General features: G+C 55.5%; 17 protein-coding genes and 1 riboswitch (1 of these 18 running past the window's edge). Of the genes, 10 read left to right on the top strand and 7 right to left on the bottom strand.

Annotation, left to right across the window (positions count from 1 at the left end; genetic code table 11):
- Positions 1 to 55: 55 nt before the first annotated feature.
- Positions 56 to 1,219, bottom strand: a complete 1,164-nt coding sequence (locus tag SELIN_RS11035; RefSeq protein WP_013506738.1) for a trans-sulfuration enzyme family protein — start codon at positions 1,217 to 1,219, stop codon at positions 56 to 58.
- A 352-nt stretch (positions 1,220 to 1,571) separates the two neighbouring features.
- On the bottom strand, positions 1,572 to 2,717 hold the full coding sequence (locus tag SELIN_RS11030) for a trans-sulfuration enzyme family protein (RefSeq protein ID WP_013506737.1): 1,146 nt from the start codon (positions 2,715 to 2,717) through the stop codon (positions 1,572 to 1,574).
- 67 nt (positions 2,718 to 2,784) lie between these two features.
- Positions 2,785 to 2,902, bottom strand: a riboswitch (SAM riboswitch).
- A gap of 1,188 nt (positions 2,903 to 4,090) precedes the next feature.
- Here SELIN_RS11030 and SELIN_RS11020 point away from each other — a divergent pair.
- The 9 genes from SELIN_RS11020 (at position 4,091) to SELIN_RS10980 (ending at position 16,266) form a co-directional block, all read left to right on the top strand.
- Positions 4,091 to 4,972: a tetratricopeptide repeat protein gene (locus tag SELIN_RS11020; protein ID WP_013506735.1), complete on the top strand. Its 882-nt coding sequence runs from the start codon at positions 4,091 to 4,093 to the stop codon at positions 4,970 to 4,972.
- Positions 4,973 to 6,055, top strand: coding sequence for a coproporphyrinogen-III oxidase family protein (locus SELIN_RS11015; RefSeq protein WP_013506734.1), 1,083 nt, complete (start codon positions 4,973 to 4,975; stop codon positions 6,053 to 6,055).
- Between the two features lie 328 nt (positions 6,056 to 6,383).
- On the top strand, positions 6,384 to 8,612 hold the full coding sequence (locus SELIN_RS11010) for an NADP-dependent isocitrate dehydrogenase (RefSeq protein ID WP_013506733.1): 2,229 nt from the start codon (positions 6,384 to 6,386) through the stop codon (positions 8,610 to 8,612).
- Between the two features lie 50 nt (positions 8,613 to 8,662).
- A complete protein-coding gene (mdh, locus tag SELIN_RS11005; RefSeq protein ID WP_013506732.1) occupies positions 8,663 to 9,628 on the top strand; it encodes a malate dehydrogenase in 966 nt (321 codons plus the stop codon).
- Positions 9,629 to 9,812: 184 nt separating this feature from the next.
- Entirely contained in the window at positions 9,813 to 10,478 is a 666-nt protein-coding gene (locus tag SELIN_RS11000; protein WP_013506731.1) for a succinate dehydrogenase cytochrome b subunit, read from the top strand.
- 9 nt (positions 10,479 to 10,487) lie between these two features.
- Complete coding sequence (locus SELIN_RS10995; RefSeq protein WP_013506730.1) at positions 10,488 to 12,401, top strand: fumarate reductase/succinate dehydrogenase flavoprotein subunit; 1,914 nt, start codon at positions 10,488 to 10,490, stop codon at positions 12,399 to 12,401.
- Positions 12,401 to 13,141 (top strand): succinate dehydrogenase/fumarate reductase iron-sulfur subunit, encoded by a 741-nt coding sequence (locus SELIN_RS10990; protein WP_013506729.1) that lies wholly within the window; start codon positions 12,401 to 12,403, stop codon positions 13,139 to 13,141. The genes SELIN_RS10995 and SELIN_RS10990 overlap by 1 nt, the downstream gene beginning before the upstream one ends.
- A gap of 251 nt (positions 13,142 to 13,392) precedes the next feature.
- Positions 13,393 to 15,219, top strand: coding sequence for a 2-oxoacid:acceptor oxidoreductase subunit alpha (locus SELIN_RS10985; protein WP_013506728.1), 1,827 nt, complete (start codon positions 13,393 to 13,395; stop codon positions 15,217 to 15,219).
- 3 nt (positions 15,220 to 15,222) lie between these two features.
- Positions 15,223 to 16,266, top strand: coding sequence for a 2-oxoacid:ferredoxin oxidoreductase subunit beta (locus tag SELIN_RS10980; protein ID WP_013506727.1), 1,044 nt, complete (start codon positions 15,223 to 15,225; stop codon positions 16,264 to 16,266).
- 121 nt (positions 16,267 to 16,387) lie between these two features.
- On the opposite strand, the gene SELIN_RS10975 is transcribed toward SELIN_RS10980, so the two are convergent.
- The 5 genes from SELIN_RS10975 to SELIN_RS10955 are packed head-to-tail and all read right to left on the bottom strand — an operon-like array spanning position 16,388 to position 20,992.
- Positions 16,388 to 16,993, bottom strand: coding sequence for a ribonuclease HII (locus tag SELIN_RS10975; RefSeq protein WP_013506726.1), 606 nt, complete (start codon positions 16,991 to 16,993; stop codon positions 16,388 to 16,390).
- A complete protein-coding gene (locus SELIN_RS10970) occupies positions 16,990 to 17,784 on the bottom strand; it encodes a TIGR00282 family metallophosphoesterase (RefSeq protein WP_013506725.1) in 795 nt (264 codons plus the stop codon). The genes SELIN_RS10975 and SELIN_RS10970 overlap by 4 nt, the downstream gene beginning before the upstream one ends.
- Positions 17,781 to 19,169 (bottom strand): amidophosphoribosyltransferase, encoded by a 1,389-nt coding sequence (gene purF / locus SELIN_RS10965; protein ID WP_013506724.1) that lies wholly within the window; start codon positions 19,167 to 19,169, stop codon positions 17,781 to 17,783. The genes SELIN_RS10970 and purF overlap by 4 nt, the downstream gene beginning before the upstream one ends.
- Before the next feature lie 14 nt (positions 19,170 to 19,183).
- Positions 19,184 to 20,170, bottom strand: a complete 987-nt coding sequence (locus SELIN_RS10960) for a 2-hydroxyacid dehydrogenase (RefSeq protein ID WP_013506723.1) — start codon at positions 20,168 to 20,170, stop codon at positions 19,184 to 19,186.
- An 18-nt stretch (positions 20,171 to 20,188) separates the two neighbouring features.
- On the bottom strand, positions 20,189 to 20,992 hold the full coding sequence (locus SELIN_RS10955) for a hypothetical protein (protein WP_013506722.1): 804 nt from the start codon (positions 20,990 to 20,992) through the stop codon (positions 20,189 to 20,191).
- A gap of 99 nt (positions 20,993 to 21,091) precedes the next feature.
- On the opposite strand from SELIN_RS10955, the gene trpS reads away from it, so the two are divergent.
- Positions 21,092 to 21,800 carry the 5' portion of a tryptophan--tRNA ligase gene (gene trpS / locus SELIN_RS10950; protein ID WP_013506721.1) on the top strand. The gene runs 275 nt beyond the window's last position, so 709 of the gene's 984 nt are visible here — the first part of the coding sequence; the start codon lies at positions 21,092 to 21,094; its stop codon lies beyond the right edge, outside the window.

The raw sequence follows: 21,800 nt of genomic DNA, 5'->3' as shown, positions 1-21,800 counted from the left end.
GAAAGCCTGCTGTAACTCTTCACGCTGTATTGACCAGCAGGCACAGAGGCGTTTTTCAGCTGCCTGGGGTGTGCAGTGCCTGCTCCAGATCATGCCACAGGTCATCCACATCTTCAATGCCAGCACACAGGCGGATCAGGGTGGGCGAAATGCCCATTTCCTTCTTGACCTCGGCGGGTATGGCGGCGTGGGACATGCTCCAACAGTGGGTGACGATGGTTTCCACGCCACCGAGGCTGGGGGCGATGATGGGCAGCTGCAGTTTGCGCAGAAGGGCCTTTACCTGATCCGATGATGCGAGTTCAAAGGCGAGTACGGCACCGGGGCCATTGGCCTGACGGAAGTGGGTATCGGCCTGGGCAAAGTCGCTGAGGCCGGGGTAATACACTTTTGACACGCTGGGGTGCTGCTGCAGACGCAGAGCCAGGTCGCCGGCATTGCTCTGGGCGGTCTCCAGGCGGATTTTGAGGGTCTTCATGCCCCGCGCCAGCAGGAAGCTGTCAAAGGGGGAGAGCACAGCTCCGAAGGAATTATGGAAGCGCTTGAGGGCTTTGGCCAGCTCGGGGTCGGCGGTGGTTACCAGCCCGGCCAGCAGGTCGCTGTGGCCGCCCAGGAACTTGGTGGCGCTGTGGATGACCACATCGATGCCCAGGGGAATGGGCCGTTGCAACAGGGGCGTCATAAAGGTGTTGTCGATAAAGGTGAGAATATTTCTCTCTCTGGCCAGCTCTGCCACAGCGCGGATATCGGCGATGGTGAAGAGGGGGTTGGAGGGCGTTTCCAGCAGAATACCTCTGGTGTTGGGCTGCAGGGCCGCTTTCAGCGCTTCGAGATCCGCGGTATTGACAAAAGAACACTGGATGCCCTGCTGGGGCAGGACGCTGGTGACGTAGCGGTAGGTGCCGCCGTAGAGATCGCTGGGGACGATAAGGTGGTCGCCACTGTGCAGAAGGCTCAGGGCAACGCCGATGGCTGCCATGCCGGAGCTGGTGGCAAAGCCCTGGATGCCGCCCTCCAGCAGGGCGATGGTCTGCTCCACGTTCTCGCGGGTGGGATTGGCGCCCCGGCTGTACTCGTATTGTCCGCACTCACCGCCGGGGTGGTGGAAGGTGGACGCCTGATAGATAGGCACGGCGGAGGCGCCGGTGTGGGGGTCGCGGTCGACGGCCTGGTGAACGAGGAGGGTGGCGGGTTTATGGGGATGATGGGGTGCTGGCATATGGCCTCCTGTCGAGAGCGGGTCTCGGTTGTTCGTGTATGCAAGGTTGATGCAAAGTATGAGTAATTTTAGAATTTGTCATTGAGCATGATACTTTTTGACCGCGCAAAAAGTATCCAAAAACGCGCCCCCAACGCCCGTTTATCCGGTTCGTTTGCTCGCCTGGACTGGAGATCCGGCAGACGCTGCATCCCTGCAGCTCTGCCGGACCACCTGCTTCCTGCAGGTGTCCCGTGCGGGTCTTGCCAGCCAGACTTCACACTCACCGGACGGGCTCAGGGGGAGAGCATGGAAATAGCCATGCTTCTCGCGGTCTTTCCTTGGTGTCTGTGGCCTTTGTGTGAGGTCATTTTTATTGGTTTAATGCTTGCTTGAGGTCGGCGATAATATCCCGTACATCCTCCACCCCGACGGAGAGGCGCAGCAGGCATTCGTCAATGCCCAGTCTCAGGCGCTCCGGTTCGGGGATGTCGCCGTGGGTCTGGATGGCGGGGAGGGTCATGAGGCTTTCCACGCCGCCCAGGCTTTCGGCGAAGCTGATCAGTTGTAAGCGGGCGAGGGTGTTGTGGGCAATGTTTTTGTCCTTCACGCGGAAGGAGAGCATGCCGCCGAAGTCGCTGGCCTGGCGTCTGGCAAGGGTGTGGCCGGGGTGGCTTGCCAGGCCGGGATAGTAGACGGTCTGGACGTTGGGGTGCTGCTGCAGCCACTGGGCAACCTGCAGGGCGTTGTGGCAGTGGCGCTCCATGCGCAGGTGCAGTGTTTTCAGGCTGCGCAGCAGCAGCCAGCTGTCCTGGGGGGGCAGGATGGCGCCGGTGGAATTCTGCAGGAAGTAGAGTCGTTCGCCCATTTCGGCGGTGCGTGCCACCAATACGCCAGAGCACAGGTCGTTATGGCCGCCCAGGTACTTGGTGCCGCTGTGGATGACCACGTCGGCGCCAAAGGCGAAGGGCTTTTGCAGCAGGGGGGTCATAAAGGTGTTGTCCACCAGAAAGAGAATCTGGTGCTGCTGGCAGATTTTTCCCAGGGCTTCCAGGTCGCTGATGCCCATGAGGGGATTGCCGGGAGTTTCCACCAGCAGGGCACGGGTGGCGGGTGTGATGGCGGCACTGACCGCGCTGGCATCGGTGGTGTCCACGTAGGTGGCGCTGATGCCCAGGTTATTGAGGACCATGCTCAGCAGGCGGTAGGTTCCGCCGTAGATGTCCTGGGAGGCGATGACATGGTCACCGCTTTTGAAGTGCAGAAAGAGTGTGGTCAGGGCGGCCATGCCTGAGGCAAAGGTCAGGGCGCGGGCGCCGCCTTCCAGGTTTGCCAGTCCTGCTTCCAGGGTGTTGCGGGTGGGGTTGCCGGAGCGGGTGTAGTCGAAGCCGGTGCTCTGGCCGACAGCGGGATGGCGGTAGGTGGCGCTGGGGTAAATGGGGTAGCTGATGGCACCAGTGGCGCTGTCTTTACCGACGCCAATGTGGATAGTCTGGGTGGAAAGCTGCTGTGTGGTCATGGATTCATCCCCCTTTGGGTGGTTTGGGGATGAGTAGGTGGGGTTTTGGGCAAAAAAACCGGCACCGTCCTCATCTTCGCCATAGTGCCTATGGCCAGGAATTAGCACCGATCCCCTGCACTGGCGGTGCCAGGATGGTTGCTGTGGCATCTGCGGGCCTGTCCCTCCGCCACTCTTGATAAAGACGTCAAGTGGGCAGAGGATAGGGGGCGCTCCGGAAAATGTCAAGGAGAAACTATAATTTCAAGCGAAATACTAGAGATTCTGTTTTTTCTTATAATGCAGATATTTCAAGTTCTATCTCAACGTTCGCACCCCGAAACGGCAGGTTATCGGCGCCGACACTGATGTCATGCTGGAATGGCGGAAATAGCTCTGCTCAGGCTGCGTCTCTTGACATTACCTTCATCTGAAGTTTCGCACCCCCGAAGCGGCAGGTTGTCGGCGCCGACCTGAATACCATAGTTGGATGGCCGAAATGGTTCTGCACAGACGGCGTCGCTTGACATTTGCCCTCATCTTGTTTGTGAGTTTCTTTTGCCACTTTTGGGTCGCCAAAAGTGGCGCAAAAGCGACCCCCAGTGCTGTCCTTATCAGCCGCCCGCTTGCCTGGAACTGTGGACCGCAAACAACCGCCCTCCGTGGCTTTTGGTTTGCGGTTGCCGCCCTCGTGGCGTCAACCCTGCGGGTCCATAGCGTTCCAGTCTTTGCGTTCTGGCTGGGCCAGCCCACGGGGGAAAGACAGAAGCAGGCCGTTCCCCCCTGAGCCCGTCCGGTGAGTGTGAAGCCTGGCTGGCAAGACCTGAACAGGACACTCACAGGAAGTGAGTGGTCCGGCAGCGCTGCAGGGAGGCAGGGGTCAGGCGAGCCGGAAAAACGGGCGTTCGGGGGGCGCATTTTTGCGCGGTCAAAAAGGACAATATCTAGAAACGAAGTGTGTGTTGGTACTCGCGCCAGCATTCCTCCCAGAGACGCTCACTTTCGTCCGAGGACCTCCGTCTCTGCCGCTCGCCATCCGGGCTCGCTCTCGGAATACTGGCGCTCCTGCTGAAAAAAACGCAGGGTAGCCGTGAATGGTTACGAAACGAAAAGAGAAATATCAGATGAGCTAAGTATGCAAGATTAACACTGTTGTTGCATGGTAAATATTATTATAGTGATGTCTTAATTCAAGGCGGTAAGATGCGGAACCTGAGTGTTCTCTATTGTCGCCTGGCGAGAGTTTCGCGTGATGGGGATTTTCCACGGGTGAAAACATGGTGGAACTGAAGATTTTGGCCTGGCCTGCCGATACGCATAGGAGAAAATCGTTTGAATGCGTGATGGAATCTGATAAAGTCTTTGCAGCACTCAGTATATCGGGGAGTTATGCCATGGAGAAGAGAATGCGTTTTCTGGCTTTTTTGATAGGTGGAGGTCTGCTGGTTACTGCCATGACGGGTTGCGCGGCACTGCGTGGCGGCGCAGAGGAGCCCGCGACTTCCCATTCGGTACCTTTGCAGGTGCAGGTGGATCAGTTGCGCATGGATGTGGGCAATCTGCACCGTGTGAACCAGAACCTGGCCCATGAAAACGCGGCCCTTCGTCAGCAGCTCAACAATCTGACAGTGAATGTTGAATATCTGCGCTCCATGGCTACGACGGCGAATCAGGATATGACTGAGTTAAAGACCCAGAATGCCCAGCTGCGTCAGCAGGTGCAGCAGTTGAGGAAAGCCGCTGAAGCTGAAGCCGCAGCTGAAGAAGCCAGGGAAAAGGCTGAGGAAGAAAAGAAGTCAACCAAGGAGGCGAAGCCGTCCACTGGTCCTGCTGCGCCGAAGCCCCAGCAAACCCGTCCCGTGGCCCCCGTAGTGGAGTTTGAATTTGAGGACTACAGCTCTGATCCCTCTCCCCTGTATGACCAGGCCATGAATTTCTACCGTATTGGCGAGTTTCCCCAGGCGCTTATTGCTTTTGATCAGGTATTTAAAAACTTCCCCACCTCCAACCTGGCCGATAATTCCCTCTACTGGATTGGCGAAATTTATTACGCCCAGAATGATTATGTGAGCGCCTTTGAATACTTTGACCGGGTGACGCGCCAGTATCCCGATGGCAGTAAAACCCCCGATGCCTATCTGAAAAAGGGCTTCGCTCTTGAGCGACAGGGCAAGTATGCCGAAGCACTGGATGTGCTGAACTACACGGCAAACATGTTCCCCGATCACCCCGTACTGCCACTGGCTGAGCAGATGATCCGACAGCTCACCCAGTAAATGACAACGGCGAAGTTTGGCGTTTATCTGCATGTGCCCTTTTGCAGCAGCAAGTGCGCCTACTGTTCCTTCTATTCCGCGGTGGCCGATGGCGGCACCCGCGAGTCCTATGTCAGGGCGCTGATCCATCAGCTGACACAGGTTGATTTCGGTGCCCTTTCCCCTCCTTACACCCTCTATTTCGGTGGTGGCACCCCCTCGCTCCTGCCGCCATCCTTCTTTGCTTCCGTAACACATATTCTGAAGCAGCGTCTTGGCTGTCTGCCCATGGAGGTGACCGTTGAGTGCAATCCTGATGTTGATGTGGCCTGTCTGAGGGAACTGCGGGCAGCCCATGTTACGCGGGTGAGTGTTGGCGTGCAGTCGATGGAGCCGCGCGTTCTTGAGTTGCTTGGGCGGCGGCATCGAATGGCGTCGGACTTTCCGGCGGTTCTGCGCGCAGGGCAGCGGCTTGGACTGGAGGTAGCGGTAGACTTTATGGCCGGAGTACCTGGTGCGCCTGTGGACCAGGTACTCCTGGACCTCGCCTCCTTTGAGTTTGTGGATCATGTCTCTGTCTACATGTTGAGTCTTGAAGCGGGTCATCCCCTGTCGGCAGAGCTGGATGGTGATTTTCAGCATGACTCCTTCAGTCACGCTCGCGACGCCCTTGTCGCCAGGGGTTTTGAGTGGTATGAAATCGCCAACTTTGCCCGTCCTGGGCGGCGCTCTCAGCATAACAGCCTTTACTGGAGCGGCTTGCCCTATGTGGCTCTTGGTGCTGGCGCTGTCGGCTTTTCCGGGTCTGTGCGCTATCGCGTTCCCGAAGATCTGCGGGTATTTTGTGAGCAGGACGGATTGCCTGCGGTATGCATTGAGGAGTATATCGGTGCCAGTGAGCTGCTGCGGGAGCGGATCATGCTTGGGATGCGAACGGCAGATGGCGTCGAGGGCGCTGTGCTGGAGGAATTGTATCCTGCGTGGAGGCAGAAGCTGGCGGGCCCATGGGCTGCCTGCCTGGAAGCGTGCGCGCAGGGACGCTGGCGTATTGCTCCCCGTTTCTGGTTGAATTATGGCGACGTCATGGGGCACTTTTTCCCGTAACCGGTGTATGCCGGAGGTGTCTGGTAACCTTTGCGCACTCAAGAAATGACACTGACTGGTGGAAGAGATGTGGTGGCGTGGGCTGTGAAATGGAAACTTTGTTTCGGGATGCCACTGGTACTCGCCGGGCCTTGTAAAAGGCGGTCATTTGCTGGCGGAAGTTCCTTTTTTTTCAGGGGTATTCTCCCCTATGTCCATGAAAAACAAACATCTTTTTACTTGACACTTCCGCCTGCAAAACGGTATACACTTTCCCTGAGACGTTTTTTTATTTAGTGGATTGTATACAGTATACTGTATGTGAAGACTTACCTTTTAAGGAGAAAACATGGCAACATCGAAGATTATTTGGACGGAAATTGACGAGGCACCAGCCCTCGCGTCTTACTCGCTGCTTCCCGTTGTGCGTGCGTTTACCAAGGGCACGGGCATTGAAGTTGAGGCCTGGGATATCTCTCTTGCCGGCAGGATTCTCGCCAACTTTCCGGAGTATCTGACAGAAGGCCAGAGAATTCCCGACTACCTGAGCCAAATGGGCGAAGTGGCCAAAACACCTGAAGCCAATATCATAAAACTTCCCAATATCAGCGCCTCTATTCCCCAGCTGCAGGACGCCATCAAGGAACTGCAGTCTCAGGGCTACAAGGTTCCCGACTACCCCGCCAATCCCAAAAACGACGAAGAGAAGAAGATTCAGGAGCAGTATAGCAAGGTTCTGGGCAGTGCCGTGAATCCTGTACTGCGTGAAGGGAACTCCGATCGCCGTGCCGCAGCTTCCGTGAAAAAATTCGCCCAGATCAACCCCCATAAATTCATGAAGCCCTGGCCTGCAGGTTCCAAAACCCGCGTGGCCCACATGGCTGGCGGCGACTTTTACGCCCATGAAACGGCCACGACTGTTTCCGCTGCCACCAGCGTGAAAATTGAGTTTGTTGGCGCCGATGGCTCCAGCAAAGTGCTCAAGGAAAAAGTCGCCCTGCAGGCTGGCGAAGTGATCGACAGCACCCATATGAACGTGGCTGCCCTGCGCGCGTTTTTTGCCGAGCAGATCCAGGAAGCGAAAAAGGACGGCGTACTGCTCTCCTTGCACCTGAAGGCCACCATGATGAAGATTTCCGATCCCATCATGTTCGGTCACTGTGTTTCCGTGTTCTACAAGGACGCCCTGGAAAAGCACGCTGCCACCATCAAGGAGCTGGGCTTCAACCCCAACTACGGTATCGGTGATCTCTACGAGAAGATGAAGAGTCTGCCCGAGGCCAAGCGCAAGGAAATTGAAGCTGACCTGATGGCTACCTACAAGACCAACTGTGAACTCGCCATGGTTGATTCCAGCAAGGGCATCACCAACCTGCACGTTCCGAACGATATCATTGTCGACGCTTCCATGCCTGTCGTCATCCGTGACGGCGGCAAGATGTGGGGCCCCGATGACGATCTGCACGACTGTATCGCCATGATCCCCGACCGCTGCTACGCTACCATGTATCAGGAAATGGTTGAGGACTGCCAGAAGAATGGCGCTTATGACCCCACTAAAATCGGCAGTGTTTCCAACGTCGGCCTGATGGCTCAGAAGGCCGAAGAGTATGGCTCACATGACAAGACCTTCGAAGCCCCCGGCAACGGAACTATCCGCGTGGTGGACGAGTCCGGCAAGGTTGTGCTTGAGCAGAAGGTTGAAAAGGACGATATTTTCAGAATGTGCCAGGTCAAGGATCTGCCCATCCAGGATTGGGTAAAGCTTGCCGTGACCCGCGCCAAGGCTTCCGGTGCTCCTGCGGTCTTCTGGCTTGATAAGAATCGCGCCCATGATGCGCAGTTGATTCAGAAGGTGGAGAAGTACCTCAAGGATCACGACACCACTGGGCTGACCATTGAGATCCTGGCTCCTCGCGATGCCATGCGCTACTCTCTGGAACGTTTCCGTAAGGGCCTTGACACTATCTCTGTCACCGGTAACGTTCTGCGTGACTACCTGACCGATCTCTTCCCGATTATTGAGCTTGGTACCAGCGCCAAGATGCTCTCCATCGTACCCCTGCTCAATGGCGGCGGCCTCTTTGAGACCGGTGCCGGCGGGTCTGCTCCCAAGCACGTCCAGCAGTTTGTGAAAGAAGGCTACCTGCGCTGGGATTCTCTGGGTGAGTTCTGCGCCCTGGTACCTTCCCTGGAGCATGTGGCGACGGCCTTCAACAACGCCAAGGCAAAAGTTCTGGCAGACACCCTGGATAAAGCTGTCGGCAAGATTCTCGAAAACGAGAAGTCGCCTGCCCGCAAGGTTGGTCAGATAGATAACCGTGGCAGCCACTTCTACCTGGCGCTCTACTGGGCAGAGGAACTGGCCGCTCAGACCGCCGACAAAGATCTGCAGGCCCGCTTCGCTCCTGTTGCCAAGCAGCTCAAGGACAATGAAGCCAAGATCAACGAAGAGCTGATCGGTGCCCAGGGCAAGCCCATGGATATCGGTGGCTACTTCCACCCCGATGCCCAGAAGACCACCAAAGCTATGCGTCCTAGTGCAACTTTTAACGCTATAGTGGACTCACTTGCGTAAAAGGTGTAAGTAATATCCAGATGAAAATTCTATTCCAAGGAGAGTGGAAAATGGCTCGTAAGAAGATCGCTCTTATCGGTGGCGGCCAGATTGGCGGCGTACTCGCCCAACTGTGCGCCCTGCGTGAGCTCGGCGACGTTGTCATGTTTGACATCGTTGAGGGAATGCCCCAGGGCAAGATGCTTGACCTTGCCGAGGCAAACCGCGTTGATGGCTTCGATGCCGACCTCAAGGGAACCAGTGACTACAAAGACATTGCCGGTTCCGATGTGGTTATCGTTACCGCTGGCCTGCCCCGCAAGCCCGGTATGAGTCGCGACGACCTGCTGTCAACCAACGCCAAGATCATGAAGCAGGTTTCTGAAGGCATCAAGCAGTATGCCCCCAATGCATTTGTCATCGTCATCTCCAACCCTCTGGACGCCATGGTTACCCTGTGCCAGCGCATCACCGGCTTCCCCAAGGAGCGCGTCATGGGTATGGCGGGTGTCCTTGACTCTGCCCGTTTCTCCTGCTTTATCGCGTGGGAGCTGGGTGTTTCCGTCAAAGACGTAAACGCTATGGTTCTGGGTGGACACGGCGACACCATGGTGCCCATCAAGCGCTATGCCAACGTCAACGGTATCCCCGTTTATGAACTGCTGAAGAAAAAGTACAACGGCGACATGCGTAAAGTGGAAGAAGTGATGACTGCCATGGTCGAGCGCACCAAAGGTGCCGGTGGCGAAGTGGTCAAGCTGCTGGGCAATGGCTCCGCGTTCTACTCTCCCGCTTCCTCTGCCATCGCCATGGTCGAGGCGATCCTGGGCGACCAGAAGCGTCTGCTGCCCGTGTGTGCTCTGCTGGAAGGCGAGTACGGCGTGAACGGCTTCTACGTTGGTGTCCCCGTCGTTCTTGGCTCCAAGGGCATTGAGTCCATTGTTCAGATGGACCTGGATGCTGAAGAGCAGAAGCTCTTCGACATCTCCTGCAATGCGGTCAAAGAACTTGTGGAAGCGATGGATAAGCTCCTGTAATGTTTTACGGAATATCCTTGTTTTCCAGTGAGGTATGAACTGGGATATGTATTTCCCGTTTATATTACCAGGGTGCAACATCGCGTTGTGAAATACTGACTTGGTGACTACAGATCGCTTTCAGGAGCGATCTGTAGTCTGCCGTTTGGTATTGCCCAAAAAAAACATGTAGGGAAGAAAAAGTATGCAGTTTATCCAAAGTGCTGTAGGCAGAAAGATCATTATGGCAGTTACCGGCCTGTGTCTGGTGCTGTTCCTCTTCATTCACGCCCTGGGCAACCTGGGCGTGTTCTCAGGCCCTGATGGCATCAACGCGTATGCCGATTTCCTTCACAGTCTTGGTGCAGGCGTATGGCTGTTCCGCATCGCTCTTGGTGCCATTTTTGTGATTCACATTGCCTTTGCCATTCAGCTGACCATGGAAAACATGGCGGCCCGCCCCGATAACTACACGTATAAAAAAGATCTGCGGGCTACCTTCGCCAGCAAGACCATGATCTACACGGGTTTTGTCATTCTGGCTTTTGCCGTTTACCACCTGCTCCACTTCACTATCCGCGTCACCAATCCTGAAATCTACGGATTCGACTCACTGGGACGCTTTGATGTCTTCACCATGGTAGTGAAAGGCTTCAGCAGCGTAGTGGTATCCCTGATCTACCTGATCGCCATGATCGCCCTGGTTCTGCATACGAGCCATGGCATCGGCAGTATGTTCCAGTCTGTGGGTCTGAATAATGACAAGGCGCTGCCTGTGATCCAGAAGGTCGGCAAGGCAGTGGCAATTGTGCTGTTCATCGCGCTTATCAGCACCCCCGTGGCAATTCTTATCGGTATAGTGAGCTTGTAGGAGGCAAATGTGATACTCGACGGAAAATGTCCTTCAGGACACGTGTCCCAGAAGTGGGATAAGCATCGCCAGGACATGAAACTGGTGAACCCCGCCAATAAAAGGAAGTTCAAAGTCCTTATCGTCGGTACTGGCCTTGCCGGTGCCTCAGCCGGAGCTACTCTGGCTGAACTCGGCTACAACGTAGAGGCATTCTGTTATCAGGACAGCGCACGTCGTGCCCACAGTATTGCTGCCCAGGGTGGCATCAACGCTGCCAAAAACTACCAGAACGATGGCGACAGCATCTATCGCCTCTTCTATGACACTGTCAAAGGCGGCGACTTCCGCGCCCGCGAGGCCAACGTCTACCGCCTGGCCCAGGTCAGCGTCAATATCATTGACCAGTGTGTGGCTCAGGGTGTTCCCTTTGCCCGTGAGTACGGCGGATACCTCGATAACCGTTCTTTCGGTGGTGCTCAGGTTTCCCGTACGTTCTATGCCCGTGGCCAGACCGGACAGCAGCTGCTGATCGGTGCCTACCAGGCGTTTTCCCGCCAGGTTGGCCGTGGCGCCATCAAGATGCATCCCCGCACCGAGATGATGGATCTGGTTGTGGTTGATGGTGAGGCCAAAGGTATCACCACCCGCAATATGGTAACCGGCAAGATTGAATCCCACTGGGGCGACGCGGTGCTGCTGTGCACCGGTGGATACGTCAACGTATTCTATCTGTCCACAAACGCCATGGGCTGTAACGTTACCGCCAACTACCGTGCCCACAAAAAGGGTGCTTTCTTTGCCAACCCCTGCTACACGCAGATTCACCCCACCTGTATTCCTGTAACTGGCGATCACCAGTCCAAGCTGACCCTGATGTCCGAGTCCCTGCGTAACGATGGACGCATCTGGGTTCCCAAAGCAACTGGTGACAAACGTCCTGCTCACGAAATCCCCGAGGAAGAGCGCGACTACTACCTGGAGCGCAAGTATCCCAGCTTCGGTAACCTGGCACCCCGTGACATCGCCTCCCGCGCTGCCAAGGAAGCCTGCGATGCTGGCAAGGGTATCGGTGATACAGGCCAGGGGGTTTACCTTGACTACGCCGATTCCATCAAGCGCCTGGGCGAAAGCACTATTCGCGAGCGCTACGGCAACCTCTTCGAAATGTATGAGAAGATCACTGCCGAAAACGCCTACAAACAGCCTATGCGCATCTACCCTGCTCCCCACTACTCCATGGGTGGCCTGTGGGTAGACTACAACCTGCAGAGCAACCTGCCCGGCCTCTTCGTTCTCGGCGAAGCCAACTTCTCCGACCACGGTGCCAACCGTCTGGGCGCCAGCGCCCTCATGCAGGGTCTGGCCGATGGCTATTTCGTTATTCCTTACACCATAGCCAACTACCTGGCTGGTATCACTCCCGGCAAGATCAGAGAAGATCACCCCGAGTTCAAGAAGTCCCAGGAAGAGGTCAGCGAGCGCATGCACCGCTTCCTCAACATCAAGGGCAACAAGACGGCTACCCAGTTCCACAGCGAACTTGGCCGCCTGATGTGGAACAACGTCGGTATGGCACGCAGCGAAGCCAGCCTCAAGGAAGCGCTGGAGAAGATACCCGCGCTGCGTGAGGAGTTCTGGAGCAACCTGAAGGTGACCGGTACCAATGAAGAACTGAACATTGAACTGGAGAAGGCTGGCCGCGTGGCGGACTTCCTGGAGTTCGGTGAACTGATGGCCTATGACGCCCTGAACCGCAACGAGTCCTGTGGTGGTCACTTCCGCGTTGAATACCAGACCGAAGACGGCGAGGCAATGCGTGACGATGAAAACTATTGCTATGTTGCCGCCTGGGAACATAAGGGTGTTGACAAGAAGCCTGAGCTTCACAAGGAGACGTTGAACTTCGAGGAAGTCAAACTGGCAGTAAGGAGCTATAAGTAATGAAACTCACATTATTTGTATGGCGTCAGAAGGACGCGAACTCTCCAGGCAAGCTGGAGCAGTATAAAGCTGATCACGTCAGTCCCGATATGTCTTTCCTGGAAATGCTGGACGTGGTGAATGAAGACCTGGTCAAGCAGGGCATTGATCCCATTGCCTTTGACCACGATTGCCGTGAAGGTATCTGTGGCATGTGCTCACAGGTTATCAATGGTATTCCCCATGGCCCCGAAGAGAAGACCACCGTCTGTCAGCTGCACATGCGCAGCTTTAAAGATGGCGACAGCATCTACATTGAGCCCTGGAGAGCCAAGGCATTCCCCATCATCCGCGACCTGATTGTGGATCGTACCGCTCTGGATAACATCATCGAGTCTGGTGGCTATGTTTCCGCCTCCACTGGCGGTGTGCCTGATGCAAACGCTATCCCCATCTCCAAAATTGATGCCGACAATGCCATGGATGCTGCTGAGTGCATCGGCTGTGGTGCCTGCGTAGCGGCTTGCCCCAACGGCTCCGCCATGCTTTTCACCAGCGCCAAGGTTGCTCACCTGGCATACCTGCCCCAGGGCAAGGTCGAAGCCGCTCAGCGTGTACGCAATATGACGGCCAAGATGAGCGAGCTTGGATTTGGCAACTGCACCAACCACTACGAGTGTGAGGCTGCTTGTCCGAAGGGCGTTAACGTACGCTTTATCGCCAAGCTCAACCGCGAATATCTGAAATCTTACGTTCAGTAAGGGCCCATTTGTTCCATCAAAGCCCCCGGGTTTCCCGGGGGCTTTTTGTGTGTCAGGAGTGGTGAAAAATTTCCCATGCAAGTGTGTAAAGCATTTGCGAAAAAAGGGAATCTTTTTACAGATTTGCCTTGCGAAGCGCAGGTGAGAATGGTATACAATCCGTGAAATGAAAACACTGTTTTAATGCAAGCGGTGTTATTCGTGTTATCGGTGTTTACACACATACATTTATTACTTTCACAGGAGACGTTATGCCACAAGTAAAGGAAAAGAACGTCGAACAGGTAGTCATCAAGTTTACCGGTGACTCCGGGGACGGCATGCAGCTTGTTGGGAACCAGCTCACGGCCCTTTCGGCTCTCAGCGGCAACGATGTTAACTCACTGCCAGACTATCCATCTGAAATTCGCGCCCCTGCGGGGACAGTGGCCGGTATTTCCGGATTTCAGATCTGCCTGGGCAGTAAAAAGATCCACACTGCTGGTGATGCGCCCGATGTTCTTGTTGCCATGAACCCTGCCGCGGTAAAGCACAGCTATGGCTTTGTTGTTCGTGGCGGAATGATCATCACCGACTCCGACACCTTTACCGAAAAGGCGTTGGAGAAGGCTGGATTCAAGACTGACCCCCGCAACGACGGAACCCTGGCCGGTTATGATGTGAAGGCCATCCCCTTCACCACCCTGACCCGCGAAGCCCTGAAAGATCTGGACATGTCCCCGAAGGACAAGGATCGCTGCAAGAACTTCTTTGTTCTCGGCGTTCTGTGCTGGCTCTTCAACAAGGATCCCCAGGAAGTACTTTCCTTTATCACCACCAAGTTCAAAAAGCTGCCCATGGTTGAGCAGGCCAATACCCTGGCGTTCAAGGGCGGCATGAACTATGGCGAAACCATGGTTATGTTCCAGGAACGCTACAACCTGCAGCCTGCCAGCATTCAGCCTGGCCTGTACCGCAATATTTCCGGTAACGAAGCCTCTGCGCTGGCCATCGCCGCAGCCGCCAAGAAATCCGGCCTGCAGGTGGTTCTGGGCTCATACCCCATCACTCCCGCAACCGATATCTTCAGCGAAGCTTCCAAGTACAAGAACCACAATGTCGTCACCATCCAGATGGAAGACGAAATCGGCGGCATCTGCGCTGCTATCGGTGGTTCGCTGGCGGGCAAGCTGGGCGTGACCAACACCTCTGGCCCCGGTCTGGCCCTCAAGTCAGAAGCCCTTGGCCTGGCGGTTATCATGGAAATTCCTCTGGTAATCATTGACGTTCAGCGCGGTGGCCCTTCCACTGGTCTGCCCACCAAAACCGAGCAGTCCGACCTGCTGCAGGCCATGTATGGCCGCAACGGCGACAGCCCCATTCCCGTGCTTGCTGCTTCCACTCCCGATGACTGCTTCGCAGCCACCTATGAAGCCTGTGCGGTAGCGCTGAAATACATGACACCAGTTCTGCTGTTGACTGATGGCTATATCGGACAGGGAACCTGCCCCTGGAAGGTACCCAAGGAAAGCGAACTGCCTGACATTCCTGTCAAGTTCTTTACGGAAGGCGAGTACAAGCCGTACCGTCGCGACCCCAAAACTCTGGCTCGCGACTGGGCGATCCCCGGCACAAAAGACCTGCAGCACCGTATCGGCTCCCTGGAAAAAGACGCCCTCACTGGCGCGGTCAGCCACGTACCTGCCAACCACCAGATCATGACCGACACCCGTATGGCGAAAGTCGCTGGTATTGAGGTTCCTGACTGTGAGATCAATGGCGCTGATTCCGGTGAAGTTCTCGTTATCAGCTGGGGCGGAACCTACGGCGCGGTAAAAGGCGCGGTTGACCGTCTGATCTCTGAAGGCAAGTCGGTATCCAGTATCAACCTGCGCTGGATCAACCCCATGCCGAAAAACCTGGGCTCCGTGATCTCTCGCTTCAAGAAAGTGCTCATTCCTGAACTCAACACTGGTCAGCTGAGCGTACTGATTCGCAGCCGGTACCTGGTGGATACCGTTTCCCTGGGCAAAGTCAAGGGCGACCCCTTCCGCGAGTACGAAGTTATCGATAAAGTAAAAGAACTGCTGGGTGAGTGATTTATGACAACAAATGAAGCCAAAATGGATAAGAATTATTTTGCCTCCGCTGCTGAAGTAAAGTGGTGCCCAGGTTGCGGTGACTACGGTATCATGGCTTCCGTGCGTGGTGCCATGGCCAACCGCGGCAAGCCCCGTGATGAAGTTGCTATCGTTTCCGGTATTGGCTGCTCCAGCCGTTTCCCTTACTATATGGAAACCTATGGTTTTCATACCATCCACGGACGCGCAGCGGCCATTGCTACTGGTCTGAAGACCGGCAGCCCCGACCTTGACGTGTGGGTTATTTCCGGTGACGGAGACTCCACTGCTATCGGTGGCAACCACTTCATTCATGCTGTCCGCCGCAACGTAAACCTGAACTATGTCCTCATTAACAACAAAATCTATGGCCTGACCAAGGGTCAGTACTCTCCCACATCCGAACTGGGACAGATCACCAAGACAACTCCATATGGTGTTGTTGACTATCCTATGGTGCCCCTGAAAGTTGCCATGGGCCTTGGCGCTACCTTCATTGCCCGCAGTGTTGACAAGGACATCAAGCTGGGCGAAGAAGTGCTGACACGTGGTGCCAATCACCCTGGATTCTCACTGGTGGAAATGTTCAGTAACTGCGTTATCTTCAACGATGGTTGCCACGAGCAGGTCTCTGGTAAGGAAAAAGAGGATTACACTGTAGTCTGCCGTCATGGCGAAAAGCTGATTTTTGGTAAAGAAAAGGATATGTGTATTGTACGCGATGGCTCCTATGTTCGCGCTGCCAAAGTAGCCGACGTGAAGGAAAGCGAGATCATCGTGCATGATGAGCGTAACGAGCTGCTGGCGTACCAGCTGGCCGGAATGACTCTGGCTGATGGCTTGCCTGTGGCCTATGGCGTACTCTACTGCAACCCTGACAAGAAGAGCTACGAGACCATGGTTCATGAGCAAATGGAAGCTGTGAAGAAGAAAAAGCCCGAGACCCTTGACGAGCTGCTCAGCTCCGGTAACACCTGGACGGTATCGGCGACTATCTGCACATCGACTGGCTGCAAGAACTACTGATCCGTTTTTTCACACAGAAAAAGCCCCTGTCCGTTCTGAACGGACAGGGGCTTTTTTGTTTTCTGCTGTGTTGCTGGCTGCTCTGTCTGTTGGGACGAGTCAGACTGATTGGCGCAGGTGTTCAGGCCTCTTGCAGACGCGTGCAGAATGAACGGCGATGCTGGGGGCACAGGCCATGTTCCCGGATGGCCTGACGGTGCTGCGCGGTTCCGTACCCTTTATGGCGCGCAAACCCGTATTGAGGATAGCGTTGATCCAGCGCTTCCATGAGTTCATCGCGATGGACCTTGGCTACGATTGAGGCGGCAGCGATACTGAGGGAGAGGTTGTCGCCCTTAATGACTTTTTCCCCGCGTACGGCAGGGAAAAAGGAGTTGTCCATGCCGTCAACCAGCAGTAGTTCGGGTGTCATAGGGAGCTGGGAGAGGGCTTGCCACATGGCAAGGCGCGTGGCGTGCAGGATGTTGATGGTATCTATGACTTCGCAATCTACCGTGGCAACACTCCAGGCAAGGCAGCTGTGCCTGATAAGATCGGAGAGGGTTCGGCGCTGTAAAGCACTGAGTTTTTTAGAGTCGCGGATGCGACTGTCAGAAAAATCAGCGGGGAGAATGACCGCTGCGGCACAGACGGGCCCGGCCAGTGGGCCGCGCCCCACTTCATCCACGCCGGCAATATGCTGCGTATGGCAATTACGCCACTGCTGGTCAAATTCATGCAGATTCATGGCTGATGTCGCTGCTCAATGGAGGCAATGCGCTCAATGTGAATGGCTTTTCCTTGCTCGTCAGTTTCTATGAACACGCCCATCAGAGCGGTGTCGCTTGTCTGCACTTCCAGTTTGGTGGGCATGCCCTGCAGAAATCTGGGCATGATGGAAGCTTCGCTCATGCCGATGATGCTGTGAAATGATCCGCACATTCCGGCATCGGTGAGGTAGGCGGTTCCTTTGAATATTCGTTCGTCGGCGGTCTGGATATGGGTATGGGTTCCCACGATGGCGCTGACGCGCCCTGCCAGGTAGTGCAGCATTGCCAGCTTTTCAGACGTGGCTTCAGCGTGGAAATCCACAAAAATCGTTTTGATTTCCGAGGGCAGTGATTCAAGCAGCGCGTCCGCTGTCCGGAAGGGGCAGTCATAGGAACCGCCCATGAATGTTCGACCGATCAGATTCAGGACGGCAATGGTCTGGGTGCTCTGCTCGGAAGTGAATATACCGCACCCACTGCCGGGAACACCGGGAGGGTAGTTGGCCGGACGCAGGATATCGTGAAAATCCTGGAACATGCCCATCACCTCTTTTTTGTCCCAGATATGGTTTCCACTGGTGATGATGTCAATATGGTGGAACTTCATCTCGCTGTAGACACTGCGCGTCAGCCCGAAGCCGCCAGCGCTGTTTTCACCATTGGCAATAGTGAAATCAGGCTGAAAGTGCTGCTGCAGGCCAGGCAGGTAGCGACTGACGGCCTTGCGACCACCCTTGCCGATGATGTCGCCCAGGAAGAGGATCTTCATGTGGTTCCAGCTTCCGGTGAATCGAAGGGAATGGGGTAGTTTCCGTCGAAGCAGGCACTGCAGAAAGTGTTTCTGTCACCGCCTGCCGCCGTGAACATGCCTTCATGGGAGAGGTAGCTCAGCGAGTCGGCAGTGATATAGGTGCAGATCTGTTCCAGGTCGTGGTTACTGGCGATCAGTTCAGAACGGGTGGGGGTGTCCACGCCATAGAAGCAGGGGCAGATGGTCGGTGGAGCGGCAATGCGCATGTGAACTTCTTTGGCGCCGGCATCCCTGATCATTTTGACGATTTTGCGGGAAGTGGTTCCGCGGACTATGGAGTCATCGATGACCACCACTCGCTTTCCTTCCAGCAGGCTCTTCACTGGGTTGAGCTTGATCTTGACGCCGAAGTGGCGAATCGACTGCTTGGGCTCAATGAAGGTTCGGCCCACATAATGGTTGCGAATAAGCCCCATTTCAAAGGGAATGCCGGATTCCTGGGAGAATCCCAGGGTGGGGACAATGCCGCTGTCGGGAACGGGAATGACCACATCGGCATCGACAGGGGCTTCGCGTGCCAGCGTACGACCGAATTCCTTGCGCACATTGTGCACGTAGTTGCCGAACTGGAAGCTGTCGGGGCGGGCAAAGTAAACAAACTCAAAGATACAGAAGGCGCTGCGCTCGGTAACTGGCAGCAGCGGTATGGATTGAAAACCCTTGCCATCAATGACAATCAGCTCACCGGGATTGACTTCACGGATGAAGGTTGCCCCCATGAGATCAAGGGCGCAGGACTCTGAGACCAGTACCAGGCCTTCTTCCAGTTCGCCGAGGATAAGCGGGCGGATGCCCAGGGGGTCGCGAATGCCGTACAGACGCTCGCCATCGGTCATCACGATGCTGTAGGCGCCCCGCACGGTCATAAAGACGCTGCGCAGGGTTTCAATGAAATCCTCATGGCGGGAGCGGGCAATCAGGTGCAACAGGACTTCGGAGTCGTTGGTGGTGCGGAAGATAGCTCCCATGGCTTCCAGTTCGCGGCGCAGCAGGTGGCTGTTGACCAGGTTTCCGTTGTGGGCAAGGCTCAGGCGGCCGCGGTGGTATTCGATATCAAAGGGCTGGGCATTTTCCAGTATGGCCTTGCCACTGGTGGAGTAACGGTTGTGTCCGATGGCAATGGTGCCCTTGAGCTGATTGAGTTTTTCCTGATCGAAGACTTCGGAAACCAGTCCCCGTCCCTTGTGGGAGGAGAAGCTCCCCCCGGGGAAGCATGCGGTTATGCCTGCGGATTCCTGACCGCGGTGCTGAAAGGCATAGAGGGAGAGGTAAGCATGGTTGGCCGCTTCAGGATTGCCGTAGACCCCGGCAATGCCGCATTCATCGTGAAAACAATCGAGCATGTGCTGTCCTTTGTCTATGGTCGGTAATTGAGGCAGTTGGTTGGGATGGTACCCTTACTGAAGACGCTTTCTATGGCGTCAATGCACAGCATGGCCATGTCCATGCGGGTTTTGCGGGTAGCGCTGCCCAGGTGTGGCAACAGCACCACATTGTCCATATCCATGAGCAGCGGTTCGATCAGAGGTTCATGTTCATAGACATCCAGGCCCGCAGCGAAGATGTAACCTTTTTGCAAAGCGAGGGCAAGGTCTTTTTCCCGGATGATTTCCCCCCGCCCGACATTGACCAGGATTGCGGATGATTTCATGGCCTGGAACTCATTGAGGGTGAAGCGGTGACGGGTTTGGGGTGTTGCGGGAGCGCAGATGACGATAATATCGCTTTCCCTGAGCAGGTGCTCGAAGTCCACGGCCGTATAGGGGCCGTCATTGCGCGGGTTGCGGTTATGGTAGATGACGCGCATGCCAAAGGCGGCGGCGCGTCTGGCAACGGCGCTGCCAATGCGGCCCATGCCGAAAATACCGATGGTGGAGCCGCAGAGCTCCTGTCCCAGCAGCATGGTGGGTTGCCAGCCTGTTTTGGTAAAGCCGCCACTGCGAACCAGAATCTCCCCTTCCCGTACCCGGCGCGCTGCTGCCATGAGCAGGGCAAAAGCGGTATCAGCGGTTGCCTCGGTCAGGACGCCCGGAGTGTTGGTGACCATGACACCAAAGCGGCTGGCTGCTTCAATGTCGATGTTATTGGTTCCAACGGCATAATTGCACAGGAGCTTCAGGGGTGTCTGTTCATGGCGCCCCAGTGCGCTGAGCACTTTTTCATCGAATGAGTCGGACAGCATGGAAATGATCGCTTCGCAACCGCGTGCCTTCTCTATCAAGTCGTCCGCATCGCGATAACCGCTCAGGTCACGTACGTTAAATTTCTGCTGCAGAACAGCCATGGCTTCATCAAGCAGGGGGGAGGTGATGCCGAGGGTAAAGGGAAGTTGGGACTGGATCATGCAAGACTCCTGAAAAAGTTAATCGTGAAAAAAAGGGAGGCGCTGCAGAAGCGACCGGAAAAAATGGGGGAAGGTGAGCTTGAGGAAATACAGGCCGATGATGCTGATGATAGCCCAGGCAACCCACTGACTATAGCCGCGTTCCGCGATCAGGATGAGCTCACCGTCGCTCTGCTCAATGCGATAGGCGGGGCGTCCAAGGGTGCGAACCTCCATACCCGGAACAAGTGGCACGGTGACGCGGCTTTTGGAGGGAAGCGCCAGGGTGACGGTTGTTCCGCCCGGTGCGACCGAGTTCAGGATCAGAATACCACGATCTATGCTCCCGTCAAAAGGCCTGGCAATATGAAAAGTTGATGGCAGGGGCAGACGCAGCTCCGGGCGCAGAAGCAGCGGGTGGCTGGGATTGGGGTTGCTGATGACATAGGATGCCAGCAGCATGTTCTCCCACTGACTGATGGTGAGGGTAATCGCTGGAGTGTGCGGCGCGATGATGGGTGGGGCGAGCTTCATGCGGTAGGAGATAACCTCGTCAGGCGGAAGCTGAAGCGGTGAGGAGAAGATACGGGTCTGCATATAGGTGATGACAACAATATGTGGTGAATCGGGGGCGAGATTTTCCACAAGTGCATAGGTGGCTCGCTGTTCATAGGCAAGTGTGGCTTCCGCGCTTTCTTCAGCGCTGTGGCTGAAAACCTGGATCAGGGGCAACTCCTGGAACGAGTCGGTATCCATGGCAATCTGGATCTCCAGACTGCCGCCCATGGCCGTCGAAGTACTGATCAGGCAGAGCAGGATGCTCGCAAAGAGAAAAAAACGCATTATCTTTCCTCTGGGTTCTCCCCGGGTATTCTGTGACTGGATTTTCCTATGCGCAGGCATTATACTCATTTCCCACGGAAAAACAAAAATGAGGAAACCATGAAAAAATCCATTCTCAGCGGTATGAGACCCACCGGGAAACTTCATCTGGGAAACTATTTCGGTGCCCTGCAGAATTGGGTGCTGTTGCAGAACGAGGGCTATGACTGCCACTTTTTTGTCGCAGACTGGCACGCGATTACCACGAAACACGATGAGACCGGAGGTATTCGCGAAAACAGTATCGCTATGGTGAAAGACTGGCTTGCCGCAGGTCTTGATCCCGATAAATCCACCATATTTGTTCAGTCACTGGTGAAGCAGCACGCGGAGCTTTTTACCATACTGGCCATGATTACGCCTGTGGGCTGGCTGGAGCGGTGCCCCACCTATAAAGAGCAAAAAGAGCAGCTGGGCGAAAGCAAGACCGCCAACTATGGCTTTCTCGGATATCCCGTGCTGCAGGCTGCAGATATTCTCATGTACGACCCCGACTTTGTTCCCGTTGGCGAGGATCAGCTGCCCCATCTGGAGATAACCCGGGAAATTGCCCGTCGCTTTAACTTTCTCTATGGCGAGACGTTCAAGGAGCCCCAGGCCAAGCTGACTGAGGTGCCCAAGTTGCCAGGTACTGATGGTCGTAAAATGAGCAAGTCATACGGGAACGTGATAGATCTGTGTGAAGGCAGTGATGAACTGTGGCAGAAAACCCGCATGATGGTGACAGATCCCGCCAGGGTGCGCAAAACCGATCCCGGCGACCCTAAGC

It is taken from the genome of Desulfurispirillum indicum S5, from assembly GCF_000177635.2.
Taxonomy (GTDB): domain Bacteria; phylum Chrysiogenota; class Chrysiogenetes; order Chrysiogenales; family Chrysiogenaceae; genus Desulfurispirillum; species Desulfurispirillum indicum.
This window is presented reverse-complemented; position numbering and strand designations above follow the sequence as displayed.

Coding starts and splice junctions, on each gene's coding strand:
- SELIN_RS10960 (WP_013506723.1), bottom strand. CDS start 20,170: ATGATCCAGTCCCAACTTCCCTTTACCCTCGGCATCACCTCCCCCCTG.
- SELIN_RS11020 (WP_013506735.1), top strand. CDS start 4,091: ATGGAGAAGAGAATGCGTTTTCTGGCTTTTTTGATAGGTGGAGGTCTG.
- SELIN_RS11000 (WP_013506731.1), top strand. CDS start 9,813: ATGCAGTTTATCCAAAGTGCTGTAGGCAGAAAGATCATTATGGCAGTT.
- SELIN_RS10990 (WP_013506729.1), top strand. CDS start 12,401: ATGAAACTCACATTATTTGTATGGCGTCAGAAGGACGCGAACTCTCCA.
- SELIN_RS11010 (WP_013506733.1), top strand. CDS start 6,384: ATGGCAACATCGAAGATTATTTGGACGGAAATTGACGAGGCACCAGCC.
- mdh (WP_013506732.1), top strand. CDS start 8,663: ATGGCTCGTAAGAAGATCGCTCTTATCGGTGGCGGCCAGATTGGCGGC.
- SELIN_RS11030 (WP_013506737.1), bottom strand. CDS start 2,717: ATGACCACACAGCAGCTTTCCACCCAGACTATCCACATTGGCGTCGGT.
- SELIN_RS10985 (WP_013506728.1), top strand. CDS start 13,393: ATGCCACAAGTAAAGGAAAAGAACGTCGAACAGGTAGTCATCAAGTTT.
- purF (WP_013506724.1), bottom strand. CDS start 19,169: ATGCTCGATTGTTTTCACGATGAATGCGGCATTGCCGGGGTCTACGGC.
- SELIN_RS10970 (WP_013506725.1), bottom strand. CDS start 17,784: ATGAAGATCCTCTTCCTGGGCGACATCATCGGCAAGGGTGGTCGCAAG.
- SELIN_RS11015 (WP_013506734.1), top strand. CDS start 4,973: ATGACAACGGCGAAGTTTGGCGTTTATCTGCATGTGCCCTTTTGCAGC.
- SELIN_RS10955 (WP_013506722.1), bottom strand. CDS start 20,992: ATGCGTTTTTTTCTCTTTGCGAGCATCCTGCTCTGCCTGATCAGTACT.
- SELIN_RS11035 (WP_013506738.1), bottom strand. CDS start 1,219: ATGCCAGCACCCCATCATCCCCATAAACCCGCCACCCTCCTCGTTCAC.
- SELIN_RS10980 (WP_013506727.1), top strand. CDS start 15,223: ATGACAACAAATGAAGCCAAAATGGATAAGAATTATTTTGCCTCCGCT.
- SELIN_RS10975 (WP_013506726.1), bottom strand. CDS start 16,993: ATGAATCTGCATGAATTTGACCAGCAGTGGCGTAATTGCCATACGCAG.